We start from the raw sequence: 12,723 nt of genomic DNA, 5'->3' as shown, positions 1-12,723 counted from the left end.
TCGCGATCCCAAAAGAGCTCGCAGGCGTCGAGACGAAGCTGCTAAATCCGATCAATACATGGACGCACCCGGCGGAATATAAGATCACGCGCGATAAGCTTGCAAAGATGTTTGAAGAGAATTTTAAACGCTACGAGGACGTAAAAGAGGGGGTCGAGTTTGCTAAAGCGGGCCCTGCGGCTTAGGCTTCTGGGTCTCGGGGCGATTTGCGCGCTTTTTGCCGCATGCGAAAACACCCCCTCAAATTTAAAACAGCCGCTCGTTGCGATGAGCGGCTTTTCCTTTTACGACGATCCACTAAGCTACATCAACAATGTGCGCGCAAAATCGGGGCTAAATCAGCTTTCGCAGAATGAAATTTTAAATATCTCTGCGCTTAATCACGCAAAATATGTCGTCGCAAACGAGGCGATGTCGCACGACGAAGCCCCTGGCAAGCAGGGCTTTACGGGCGAAAATCCGTCAAAGCGCGCTTTTTACGCAGGCTATAATGCCGTCGTGAGGGAAAATTTATCCTATAATTCAAGCGATCTAAAAAGCGCGATCGATGGGCTTTTAAGCGCGATTTACCATAGATTTGCATTTTTGGATTTTGCCTCGGATGAGATCGGCATCGGTTATTTTGAGCACGGCAAAAAAAGTAGCTACGTTTTTGAGATGGGGAATTCGCGTCTCAACGCCTTTTGCTCGCAAAATTTAAACGACGAAGGAAGCGGCAAATTTCTACTTGGGATGTGTAAAAACGAAACGCTACGCATGAGGGAGGATAAGTTCAAAAGCGCCACTGCGCTGAACTCGCGAGCTTACGTATATTACCCGAACGACGAGCCCGCGCTTGCGTTTTTCAGCAATGAAATTCCAGACCCCATGCCCGAGTGCAAAATCACCGCAAATCCCGTAAGCGTGGAATTTAATTCCGCCCAGCCGCCCGTAGCGATGAAAAGTTTTAAAATTTACGAAGGCGGCAGGGAGCTTCAAAACGTTAAAATTTTAGACAAAAACTCCGATCCTAACGCCATTTTAAGCGATAGGCAGTTCGTGCTTTTCAGCAGAGATGTTTTTAAATTTGACGCCAAATACGGCGCGGAGTTCAATTACGAGCAGGACGGGAAGCAAAAAACGCTGCGGTGGGAGTTTATCACGCAAGCACCCAAATTTAGATACTTTGTCGTGCAAGGCGGAGAAAATTTGAGCGTGAAAAATGGCGCGTTTTACGACATATTCGTAACCCCGAAAGACTGCAACGATTTGATGAAAAGCTACAAAACCAGCTACTCCTTTATGGATAAGCCCGAGATTTCAAGCCCCGCGGCAAATATGCTGCGCGTAAAGCTAAACGGCGCAAAGGGCGCAAAGCTTGAAATCTCGACCGATAACGGCGCGGTAATAAACCTGTATTTAAGCGACGACTCCAAAAGCTACGGCGGCATGGGTAAAATTTACGCCGCAATCGCGGCGGTTTTGGCAGCGATCATTTTGTTTTATCTTTTGACAAGGCGCAGAGGGCGATAGGCACGAGGCCTATTTCGCAACCTCTACTTTTGTCTGCGCGCACAGGGGCGCATAATGCCTGTTTAGCGTAAAATTTAATGTAGAGCTCGGCTTTTAAATTTCATCCCCGTTTATCTCATCCGCAAGTTTTAAAATTTTAGCCTGCACCGCCTCAGGAGCGTAGATATCCATCCACTCTATCCCATTCGAAGCACTAAAAAGCACGGCGATCTGTCCATCGCTCATCGCGCGCTTAGCAAGCTTGGTCGCCGCGGGGCTGTTGCCCATATTGGGCGTCTCGTCTATGCTTATCTCGGCGCAGCGGCGCAAAATAGGTGCCGGATCAAACTCTCCCTCGAGCAAAATAATAACCGAGCCGCGCCTAAAACTGCAGGCGTTTCAAAAGATCTCGGCGCCGTTTACGCATTCGCGCGAAAGATCGAGGCGAAATTTGCCCCGCTCGCGCACCAGGAAACTAAATTCGCTCAAGTTTAGCGGGTGCTCGACGCTGCCGAAGGCTCCCACGATGCTATCTTTGCGCCCGTTATAGACATAGGCGACGAGCGCATTTTGCAGTAGCGGCGCGATGATCTGATCATGCGCGCTCGTATGGTCGCCCTCTCTAGCGCGGCCTGGGATCTTTACGAAAAACGGTTTGAAATACTCCATAAACGCTCCTTAAATTTATAAAATTTACTCGTTTTTGCTTTTAAATTTTACGCTCGCGGCGGTTAAATTTAGCCTACCGCCGCCGCATTTTCGGCTCGTTTTCAGCCGTCTCCGTTTTAAATTTTAAAATTTACGCAGGCTTTAGCAGGCAAAATTTTTAAGTGCTGTTTTTCTAAAATTTTAACGCGTTTTTTAGAACGCTGTGCGTTTAAATTTACCGCCCTAAAATTTCAAATTTATCGCCGTGCACCGCGATCGCCTCGGCGTTATTTATCGGCGCCAAATTTAGCTTGCCGCCGTAAGCTTTTAAAATTTCAGCCGCGCTTTGCACGAAAGGCTCCTCGCCGTAGTGCGGCACGGGATAAAATTTCACCAGATCAAGCCCCGTTTGCGCCGCAGCCCCGTAGTCGCCCGCATCGTCCATCACGCTCGCGTACTCCACGCTGGGAGCTACGATCATCGCGCCCGCCGACTCGCCTACGTAGATGAGCTCGCCGTTTCTGACGCGATCTGCGATGAGGGTTGCTAGACCTTTCTTTTTAAGCTCGCGCAAAAGATAAAAGGTGTTGCCGCCGCTTACGTAAAGCACCTGCGCTGCGCCGATTTTTGCCTTTGCTTCGACCTCGCTCGCTTTTGAAACGTCTAAAATTTGAACCTCAAAACCCATTTTAGCAAACGCCTCTTTCGCCTCGTCCACGTAGTCTCGGTACTCCTCTACGTTTGCGGCGGTCGGGATAAAAAGCACCTCTTTAGCGCGGATATTTTGCCTCGCATAGTCCTCAAAAAGCGTCGCCGCGCCCGCAAAATAGGAGCATAAAAACATCTCTATCATTGTTTTTCCTTTCAAAAGGCCGAAATTTTGCGCTATTTTAGCTTAAATTTTATAAAATCACCGAAAATTTAAACGAAGGAGAGAGCGTGAAAAAAATGTGGGAGGGGCGCTTTAGCGAGGCGAGTTCGGTGCTTTTGGAGGAGTTTAACGCCTCGATCGGCTTTGACAGGGCGCTTTGGCAGGAGGATATCGCAGGCAGCAAGGCACACGCAAGAATGCTCGGCGCCTGCGGGATTTTAAAGCCTGAGGAGAGCGAAAAGATCGTCGCGGGGCTTGACGCCGTGTTTGAAGAGATAAAAAGCGGTAAATTTGAGTTTAAAACCGCCGACGAGGACATCCACATGGCGGTCGAAAAGCGCCTAAGCGAGCTCATCGGAAGCGATCTTGGCGGCAGACTGCATACCGCGCGCAGCAGAAACGATCAGGTCGCGCTTGATTTTCGCCTCTACGTGCTTAAAAGCGGGGCTGCAATCGCCGAAAAGATCCGCGAACTAGTCGCCGCGCTGCGAGATATAGCTAGCGAGCACGCGGATACGCTGATGCCCGGCTATACGCACCTTCAGCACGCCCAGCCCGTGAGCCTTGCCTATCATTTGCTAGCTTACGCGTTTATGTTTCGCCGCGACTACGAGCGCTTTGCTAGCTCGCGCGAGCGAAATAACCTCTGTCCGCTAGGCTCCGCCGCGCTTGCGGGCACGCCGCATCCGATAAATCGCGAGCTCGTCGCGCAGCAGCTGGGGTTTGCGGGAGTGACGCCAAACGCGATGGATAGCGTCAGCGACCGCGATTTCGCGCTTGAGATTTTGTTTAACGTAAGCGTGCTGATGACGCATGCGTCGCGCCTGTGCGAGGAGCTCATTTTGTGGAGCTCGCAGGAGTTTGGATTTGTGACGATCAGCGACGCGTACAGCACGGGCAGCTCGATCATGCCGCAGAAGAAAAACCCCGACGTCGCCGAGCTAATCCGCGGCAAAACGGGGCGAGTAAACGGCAATCTCGTCGCGCTACTAACGGTGATGAAGGGCTTGCCGCTAGCCTACAACAAGGATATGCAGGAGGATAAGGAGGGCGTTTTCGACAGCGTCGCTACAGCGCTTGCGAGCCTTGAAATTTTAAAACAGATGCTAAAAACGGCTAAATTTAACGAGCAAAATATGTTAGCGATGACGCGCCGCGGACACCTCACGGCGACCGATTTGGCTGATTATCTCGTGCGGGAGAAAAACGTGCCGTTTCGCCGGGCGCACTTCATCACGGGCAAGGCCGTAGCGTATGCGGAAAATTTAGGCTTGGATCTTAGCGAGCTAAATGCGCAGCAGCTTGCAAGCGTGGATGAAAGCTTGGACGCGGGTGCGGTTAAATTTCTTGATCTAAACGCTTCTAAGGAGGCGCGTAAGTCGCAAGGAGGCACGGCAAATGAGAGCGTGGCGGCGCAGATTGAAATTTTAAACGAGTGGCTAAAAGGGTAAATTTAAGGAGCTAAGTACGGCGAAATTTTGAAATTTCGCAGTCGTGTCTTTAAATTTGAAACTTCGGCGGTCTGTGTGGATACATGCACGGGCTGGGCGGGATTAGCGAGCGGCGGCGCGTTAGTTATGTGTGAAACGGACTTTGCAGCAGTGTTTTAAGCACCCGCCGCGGGTAATTACTGCGCAAATTTAAAAATGACAGCGCGTCCTAAGCCGGCTTTAGAGCGGGCGCTTGAGGTTATAAAGTTAAATTTAAAATACCGAGTCGGCGCAAAGTGGAGTGCTTGGTTGCAAATTTAGGCGCGAGATAAAATTTTAAAAAAGCGTGCCGCCGCTAGGTTGCTTGAGTGTGGATGGAAAGGTGCGAGCAGGCTTTGTGGGCGGGTTTTAATCGGCGTCGAGGGCGGCGCGGAGTAGAATTGAATTTGAACTCAAAGATTAATGACGGTGGCTCGGATTTTTTCGAGAGCAAAATTTAATCAAAGTAAATTTAAGCGTTAAACGGCGTGCACGTAATCGATAAAGCGCGAATGGAATTTAATCGAAGCAAATGAAGCGGCATTTTTTTCGTTTCTGCGCGTCGTGAAGGCAGGGGCGAGGCTCAATCAAAGCAAATTTAAACATGGAGGGCGTTTTGATATATTTGGTGTCTAATACGAGATTTGATCATCCGCAGGTGAGGCAGCTTGCGGTCTGTGAGATAAAATTTCTCAAATTTAGCCTGCCTGCGCAGATCGGCGCGCTAATTTTTACCTCCAAAAATGCGGTGGCGGCGATAAAATTTAATGAAATTTCGCCTGATTTAGATATGCCCGTTTACGCTATCGGCGAGCCGTGTGCGGCGGCTGCGCGCGAGTTTGGATTTCGCGGCATTTATACGGCGCGGCACGGGCACGGGAACGAGTTTGCCGCCGAGATCGCGCCGCTCTTGCAGGGCAGGGATGCGCTGTATCTGCGCGCGCGCGAGACGGTATCGAAGCTGGAGCAAATTCTATCTAGCGCCGGCGTGCGGCTGCAAAGCGTGATTGCCTATGAAAATTGCGTCCTCAGCCTGCCCGCCACCGCAAAGCCGCCGCAAGGCAGCACGCTGATTTTTACCTCGCCTAAGAACGTTCGTGGCTTTACCGCAAATTTCGGCTGGGACGGGGGTTACAAAGCGATCTGTATCGGTAGGACGACGGCGAGCGTTTTGAGCGAGTTTTGCGAGCCGATAATCTGCGAAAGAATGTCGATAAAATCCTGCGTCGATCTGGCGCTTTTGCCATAGTTTAAGCAAATTTTCACTATAATTTTGCCCAAGCCTGGGTGAAGCGAGAGCGTTTTATATGAGGGTTCAACATATTTGTATAAGCGACGACGTGAGAGGTCCGTGTGACGCGGCTCGGCTCGAGCTTTTTTAAAGTTACGGGTTGCGACCTAGAGATTTTTCCTAGTTGCAAGATTGGCTTTGTTTGAGCCGATTCTTTTTACGCAACGCTCACTTGGGTTTTTTACGTTACGGAGGCTTCATTGAATATCCTAATAATCGGCGGCGGCGGTAGAGAATACGCGATCGGGCTAAGACTTCGCGAGGATAAAAACGTTTTAAATCTGTATTTTGCTCCGGGAAACGGCGCTACAAAGGCGCTCGGTAAAAATTTAGATTTAAAAGATTTTGATGAGCTCGCGCTCTTTGCGAAAAACAACGACGTAGCTCTTACCATCGTGGGCGCCGAAGAGCCGCTTACAAAAGGGATCGTGGATATTTTCAAAGCGCAAGGCCTCGCGATATTCGGCCCCAGCGCTGCTGCGGCGAAGCTTGAGGGCTCTAAAGCCTATATGAAGGACTTTCTGGCGCGAAATCATATCAAAACCGCAAAATTTCTAAGCAGCGACGATCTATCCGAAATTTCAAAATTTATCGATACTCTAAGCGGCCGCATCGTGGTCAAAGCGGACGGCTTGTGCGCAGGTAAAGGCGTCATAATCGCAAGCTCTAAAGATGAAGCTAAAAAAGCCGCCGCGGATATGCTAAGCGGCGAAAGCTTCGGCGAAGCAGGCAAGCGCGTCGTCGTGGAGGAGTTTTTAGAGGGCTTCGAGCTGAGCTTTTTTGCGATCTGCGACGGGGAAAATTTCGTAAGCTTGCCCGTCGCGCAGGATCACAAAAAGCTTCTTGACGGCGATCTGGGCCCGAACACCGGCGGCATGGGAGCTTATGCGCCAAGCCCGCTAGCGGATGCCGCGCTGATAAAAAGAGTGCAGAGCGAGATCGTCGCACCCACGCTAAAAGGGATGCGGCAGCAGGGCGCGCCCTTTTGCGGCGTGCTATTCGTAGGGCTTATGATCGTGAGCGGCGAGCCTTACGTGCTGGAGTATAACGTCCGCTTCGGCGATCCTGAGTGCGAGGTTTTGATGCCGCTAATTGACGGAAATTTGAGCGAAATTTTATACAACGCCGCCGTAGGCAAGCTAAGTAGCATAAGCTTAAAAGAGCGATTTGCGGTGGGCGTCGTAATGGCTAGCGAGCGCTACCCTTACGGCTCTTCGCAGCCTGCTTTGATCGAGGTCGGCGAAATTCCCGCGGGAGCCCATATCTGCTATGCAGGCGTGAGCGAGCGGGAGGGGCAGATTTACGCTAGCGGCGGGCGCGTTTTGGTAAGCGTGGGTGTCGCGCAGAGCCTAAAACAGGCGCGCGACGCGGCCTATGCGCTGTGCGAAAATATAAAATTTAGCGGCGCGCAGTATAGGCGCGATATCGCGCACCAAGCCTTAAGAGATAAAATTTGATCGTCGCTCCGCTTAGCAAGCGCGTAATCGCGTTTAGTATCGACGAAGCGGTGAGCGTAACGCTTTTTGTGGTCGTGCTATTTGCTATCGACGAGCCAGAGCTTGTCGCAGCAGCGCAAAGCGGAAGCAATCTTGAGGTACAAAAGATCGCGTCGAAATTCATTTTGCATTACGCGATAATAAAATTTTTATATCATACGATTTTTGTCTATCTATACGGCGCGACGCTAGGCAAGCTTGCGGTTAAAATTTATTGCGTCCGCGCTGACGGCAGCTCTATGGATATCGCTACTGCAGCGATCCGTGCGGCGGTTAGGTTGATAAGCGAGATGATCTTTTATATGGGATTTTTGGTGGCGCTTTTTACGAACTCGCGTCAGAGCCTGCATGATATGGCGGCGAAAACATTGGTGGTAGAGATTGAAAAAGAGTAAAAAATTTAAAATTCTAGTGCTTAGTTTTAGCGCTCTTTTAGTAAGTAGTGTGAGCGCAAAGGTCCAAGACGTCGAGCTTATAGCAGATAATGTCGAGAAAAACGGCTTTTTGACGGAGGCTAGTGGCAACGTAACGGTGTATTCGCAGGACTACTTCATCACCGCCGATCGCGCTACATACGACGAGCAAAACGGCATCATTGAGCTTTTTGGTAACGTCAATGCGATGCGCGGCAGCAGCGAAACCACCCGCGCCGAATATGTCAAAATCGATCTGAAAAACGACAAGCAGCAAGCCGACGTAAATTTTATGATGGACAAGGACTCCGAGCTTTGGATGCAAAACGACGCCAGCTGCAGCGATAGCGAATATTACCGCGTGGAGGGCTCCAGCGTATCTAGCTGCAATGTCACCGATCCTGATTGGCGCATCAAATTTAGCAGCGGCATGCTAAATAAAGAGAGCAAATTCCTCCATCTTTTTAATCCAAGATTTTACGTGGGTGATGTGCCGGTGCTCTATCTGCCGTATTTCGGCTTTCCGACCGACCGTACGCGTCGCACGGGCTTGCTGCCTCCCGAGGCCGGCTACATCAGCAAGGAGGGGATTTACTACAAGCAGCCGATCTATTTTGCGCCTTACGATAGCTGGGATTTTCAGCTCGATCCGCAGGTGCGCACGCGCAGGGGCTTTGGCGTATACGGGACATTTCGATTTACGGAGTCGCCGTATTCTTACGGCGAGATTAGAGGCGGAGTTTTCGATAACTTCTCGCGAGCGCAAAAACGCCTCGAATACAAAAACGAGCGCCATCACGGCTTTGAAGTGCAATACGATCGCAGCAAGCTTGCAACCTATCTGCTAGACGGCGATCTGCGCGAAAATTTATGGATCGACTTTACTCAGCTAAACGACCTTGAATACTACGATCTGAAGGAAAAGGGAGGTCTTAGCGACGATGCGGATAATTCGCTCGTAACTTCACGGCTGAATTATTATTTGACCTCAGACGAGCACTATTTTGGCGCTTACGGACGCTACTACATCGATACAAGCAAGCTAAACGCCGATAATACCTTCCGCAACGAAGATACCGTCCAAGAGCTGCCGACGCTGCAATATCATAAATTTAGCAATGATTTGGGGCTGCCAAATTTGATCTATTCGCTTGATGCAAAAGCGCGTAATTACACCAGATGGGAAGGCGCGACTGCTCGCCAATACGAGTTTGACGTACCGATTAGTATAAGCACGCCACTACTGGCGGATTATTTAAATTTCGCCTTTACCGAGCGAGTGTATATGACTAATATCGATTGGCACGATAAATTCTACTACGCAAACGGCGATCTTGGCGAGGATAAAAGCACTTTCTACGCTAATCAATACACCGAGCTTTCACTCTACACCGACGTAGCCAGGGCTTATGATAGCTTGTATCATACGATGAGCTGGAGAGCGGATTTTAGAATTCCCGGATGGCAGCAAGGCGATATAGAGGATAGAATTTTAAAGTATCATCAGTATAAATACGACCTTGCTCGCGGCGCAGTAGATCGCTCGCGGCTGGGTAACTTGCAAGACTCGCTTTATTGGGAGGATAACTTCTTAAGCGAGCTTAGTGACGAATACACCCACGAAAATGCAGCTTTAAGTATGACGCAGTTTTTCTATAATGAAGACGGACGTAAATTCTTACGCCATAGTGTCAAGCAGCGATATGATTTCGACGATCACGAGTTCGATGATTTAGAACACCGCATTGATGCGTATTTTGCAAATGGGCTAAATATCGGAAACCGCTTTACCTACTCACATAAATATAAAAGCTTCGATAAGGTCTATACTTATGCCAACTACTCCAACGACGATTTTAGCTTTGGACTTAGTCACGCTTACGAATACGAAAAGCTAAGCATGGAGCCTAAACGCTATACGAAAGATAACTACGGCATCGTAAATGCTTCGGTAAATTTGCCTAGGAATAATAAAATTTTCGGTCGTTGGGATTACGACTTGGAGCGATCTTATTCTAAAATGTGGCGCGTGGGGCTTTCTCATACGCGCAAGTGTTGGAATTACTCTTTTGTGTATCAAGAGGATATCGAGCCTAAAAATACCAGTACGACGGGCTATAGCAAAGCAAGCAAGGAGCGTGGAATTTACTTTCTCGTAAATTTCTATCCGTTCGGCGGAGTAGGGTATGATTTTTCGGTAGATAGCGAATACGGAAGCGAAAAATAATGACGCCTAGAGCTGAGCTGATGTTTGAAAACCAAATCGACGCCGCGATAAAACTCGCAGAAATTTTACCCGCTACCGTGATAAAAAACGAAAATTTTCTAATAATCGCTCAGTCTCTAGAGTCGCTTCCTATCGCAAACCATCTTGCCTTAAAGCTGGGACTTCATTATGAGTTTTTATTCACAGAACCCGTTTTGGCACCCAATAATCCGGAATGCGCGATCGCGTGCGTAAGCGAAACCCAAGAGATCGTGATGGTAGATGAGCTCGTGCGAAGCTTCGGCATCAGCCTGGATTACGTTTACGGGCAGGCGAATAGACTTTATGAGGAGAAAATTTTAAAAAACATGTATAAATTTCGCAAGGGTGAGCTTTTGGGAAATTTAGAGAAAAAAAACGTCATCTTGGTAGATGAGGGGTGTGAGAGCGGGCTGACTGCACTTACTTGCATAAAGACGCTCGTAAGCTTAAACGCCAAAGCGATCTTTTACGCTACGCCTGTTATCGGCAGCGATAATGCAGATGAGATCGCCATGCTAGTAGATGGAATTTATGCTGTTCATAAGATCAGAGATTTTGTGAACGTGGATTTTTATTACAAAGAAAAAACGCTCTCAAGCGCGGAGGAGATAATGCAAATTTTAAACAAATGCCCGCTTTATCTGCCGTTTCACGAGACTAACAAAAACAAGGAGAAAATTAATGCAGTGTAAAATTGAAGTAAATGGCAATACCGAAATTTTCGATATCGACAAAGTTGCGAAACAAGCCGCGGGCGCGGCGCTTTTGCGTGTGAAAAATACCGTCGTGCTGGCTACCGTAGCGCGCGAAGAGACGCAGGTGCAGGAGGACTTTTTGCCCCTTACCGTGCAGTATATCGAGAAGATGTACGCGGCGGGCAGAATCCCCGGAGGCTACATCAAGCGCGAGACCAAGCCGGGCGATTTTGAGACGCTCACGAGTCGCATCATAGACCGCTCGCTGCGCCCGCTCTTTCCGAAAGGATACGCATATCCGACGCAGATCGTGGTTTACGTGCTATCGGCAGACCCCGAGGTCGATCTGCAAGTCGTCGCTCTTAATGCGGCGTCTGCGGCGCTGTATCTTAGCGACATCCCGATTAAAGCGCCCGTTTGCGGCGTCCGCGTAGGCTATCAAAATGGAAATTTCATCTTAAATCCGAGCAACTCCGCGCTTAAAGCTAGCGCGCTCGATCTTTACGTAGCGGGCGTCGGCGATGAGCTTTTGATGATCGAGATGCGCTCTCTGCCGCAGATTAACGGCGGCGCGCAGCAGATGAATGAATTTAGCGAAGATCTGATGGTAGATGCGATCGATTTTGCCGCAAAGGCGATAAGCGCGGGTTCAAACGCCTACGAAGAGGCTTTTTTGCCGCTTAAAAAGCCCGATGCGAGCCTGGAGTACAAGCCCGAGATTGAGGATGAGGATATCGCGGATTTTATTGACGCGAACTACAAAGACGCCGTCAAAGCGGCGATCAATCAGATGGCAAAGAGCGAACGCGCTACCGAGCTAAATAAAATTGTAGATCAAATTTTAACTACCGAGGTCGCGGCGCAAAACGAATGGAGCCAAGAGGTGATCTCCAGCGTCGTCGGCAAGTATAAGCGCGGCATCATCCGTACGCAGATCATCGAAGATCGCCGCAGAGCCGACGGACGCGCGCTTGATGAGGTGCGCCCGATCAGTATCGAGACCAATATCCTGCCGTGCGCGCATGGAAGCTGCCTATTTACGCGCGGGCAGACGCAGGCTCTGGTCGTCACTACGCTGGGCGGCGATAGCGACGCGCAGCTAAGCGACAGCCTAACGCAGCTTGAGCCGATCAACGATAGATTTATGTTTAATTACAACTTCCCGGGCTTTTGCGTCGGGGAAGCAAGTCCGCTCAAAAGCCCGGGCAGACGCGAGTTGGGGCATGGAAATTTAGCCAAAAGAGCGCTATATCCGAGCATCGATCTAAACTCGCCGCAGTCTATCCGCGTAGTGAGCGAAATTTTAGAGAGCAACGGCTCAAGCTCGATGGCTTCGGTCTGCGGCGGCGCGCTATCTCTTCGGGCGGCGGGCGTACCTACGCTAAAGCTCGTTGCGGGCGTAGCGATGGGCTTGATTTTTGAGGGCGACAAGCATGCCGTGCTAACCGACATAATGGGGCTTGAGGATCACGACGGCGATATGGATTTCAAGGTCGCGGGCACCTATGAGGGTATCACCGCGCTTCAGATGGATATCAAGCTCGGCGGCATCAGCCTGGAGGTTTTAAAAGAGGCTCTCGCGCAGGCAAAGCAGGCTCGCGCGCATATTTTGGGTCTTATGGAGCAGGCGGATGCGGCGATCGTTATAAACGAGGACGTGCTTCCGAAGCTTGAAATTTTTAGCGTCGATCCGAGTAAAATCCCCGACATCATCGGTCAGGGCGGCAAGGTCATCAAAGAGATTACCGAAAGTTTCGGCGTAAATATTGATCTGGATCGCGAAAAGGGCGAGGTCAAGATCCAAGGCGCAAAATCGGGCGGCGTATCGGGCGCGAAAGAGAAAATTTTATCGATAGTCTCAAATTCTCGCGATTTTCGCAGGCCGCGCAATGAGCGCAAAGAGGTAAAATTTCAGATCGGCGAGGAGTTTGACGGCGTGGTGCAAAGCGTGCTGGATTTTGGTACCTTCATCTCGCTACGAGACGGCGTGGACGGGCTGCTGCGCGCTAAATTTATCACGACGCCTTACAAGGTGGGCGATGTGGTGCGAGTGCGCGTGACCGATCAGAAAGGCACTAAAATTTCACTGGAATTAGCTTAA

At 50.0% G+C, this 12,723-nt stretch carries 12 protein-coding genes and 1 pseudogene; 10 read left to right on the top strand and 3 right to left on the bottom strand.

Going from position 1 to position 12,723, the window contains the following annotated elements:
* Positions 1-185 (top strand): annotated as a pseudogene (locus Q0117_RS04635) (phosphoenolpyruvate carboxykinase (ATP)); the annotation flags it as partial.
* A complete protein-coding gene (locus tag Q0117_RS04630; protein ID WP_297923206.1) occupies positions 160-1,512 on the top strand; it encodes a CAP domain-containing protein in 1,353 nt (450 codons plus the stop codon). The pseudogene Q0117_RS04635 and the gene Q0117_RS04630, both read left to right, overlap by 26 nt.
* A 93-nt stretch (positions 1,513-1,605) precedes the next feature.
* On the opposite strand, the gene Q0117_RS04625 is transcribed toward Q0117_RS04630, so the two are convergent.
* The 3 genes from Q0117_RS04625 to Q0117_RS04615 all read right to left on the bottom strand — a co-directional run bounded on the left by Q0117_RS04625 (position 1,606) and on the right by Q0117_RS04615 (position 2,992).
* Positions 1,606-1,854, bottom strand: coding sequence for a hypothetical protein (locus tag Q0117_RS04625; protein WP_297923203.1), 249 nt, complete (start codon positions 1,852-1,854; stop codon positions 1,606-1,608).
* 36 nt (positions 1,855-1,890) lie between these two features.
* A complete protein-coding gene (locus tag Q0117_RS04620; protein ID WP_297923200.1) occupies positions 1,891-2,160 on the bottom strand; it encodes a hypothetical protein in 270 nt (89 codons plus the stop codon).
* A gap of 214 nt (positions 2,161-2,374) precedes the next feature.
* Positions 2,375-2,992 carry a Type 1 glutamine amidotransferase-like domain-containing protein gene (locus Q0117_RS04615; protein ID WP_297923197.1) on the bottom strand — a complete coding sequence of 206 codons (618 nt, stop codon included), beginning with the start codon at positions 2,990-2,992 and terminating at the stop codon, positions 2,375-2,377.
* 95 nt (positions 2,993-3,087) lie between these two features.
* Here Q0117_RS04615 and argH point away from each other — a divergent pair, with 95 nt between their 5' ends.
* From argH to Q0117_RS04575, 8 genes are all read left to right on the top strand, one after another.
* Positions 3,088-4,461 carry an argininosuccinate lyase gene (gene argH, locus Q0117_RS04610; protein WP_297923211.1) on the top strand — a complete coding sequence of 458 codons (1,374 nt, stop codon included), beginning with the start codon at positions 3,088-3,090 and terminating at the stop codon, positions 4,459-4,461.
* 27 nt (positions 4,462-4,488) lie between these two features.
* Positions 4,489-4,620 (top strand): hypothetical protein, encoded by a 132-nt coding sequence (locus tag Q0117_RS04605; RefSeq protein WP_297923194.1) that lies wholly within the window; start codon positions 4,489-4,491, stop codon positions 4,618-4,620.
* Positions 4,621-5,095: 475 nt separating this feature from the next.
* Positions 5,096-5,728, top strand: a complete 633-nt coding sequence (locus Q0117_RS04600) for a uroporphyrinogen-III synthase (protein WP_297923190.1) — start codon at positions 5,096-5,098, stop codon at positions 5,726-5,728.
* Positions 5,729-5,970: 242 nt separating this feature from the next.
* Entirely contained in the window at positions 5,971-7,227 is a 1,257-nt protein-coding gene (gene purD / locus Q0117_RS04595; protein WP_297923186.1) for a phosphoribosylamine--glycine ligase, read from the top strand.
* Positions 7,224-7,661, top strand: a complete 438-nt coding sequence (locus Q0117_RS04590) for an RDD family protein (RefSeq protein ID WP_297923182.1) — start codon at positions 7,224-7,226, stop codon at positions 7,659-7,661. Before purD ends, Q0117_RS04590 begins: the two co-directional genes overlap by 4 nt.
* Positions 7,648-9,906 carry an LPS-assembly protein LptD gene (locus Q0117_RS04585; protein WP_297923179.1) on the top strand — a complete coding sequence of 753 codons (2,259 nt, stop codon included), beginning with the start codon at positions 7,648-7,650 and terminating at the stop codon, positions 9,904-9,906. The genes Q0117_RS04590 and Q0117_RS04585 overlap by 14 nt, the downstream gene beginning before the upstream one ends.
* Positions 9,906-10,619: a phosphoribosyltransferase family protein gene (locus Q0117_RS04580; protein WP_297923176.1), complete on the top strand. Its 714-nt coding sequence runs from the start codon at positions 9,906-9,908 to the stop codon at positions 10,617-10,619. Before Q0117_RS04585 ends, Q0117_RS04580 begins: the two co-directional genes overlap by 1 nt.
* Positions 10,609-12,723, top strand: a complete 2,115-nt coding sequence (locus Q0117_RS04575; RefSeq protein WP_297923173.1) for a polyribonucleotide nucleotidyltransferase — start codon at positions 10,609-10,611, stop codon at positions 12,721-12,723. Before Q0117_RS04580 ends, Q0117_RS04575 begins: the two co-directional genes overlap by 11 nt.

Origin of the sequence: uncultured Campylobacter sp., from assembly GCF_937997535.1 — a bacterium.
GTDB lineage: Bacteria > Campylobacterota > Campylobacteria > Campylobacterales > Campylobacteraceae > Campylobacter_B.
This window is presented reverse-complemented; position numbering and strand designations above follow the sequence as displayed.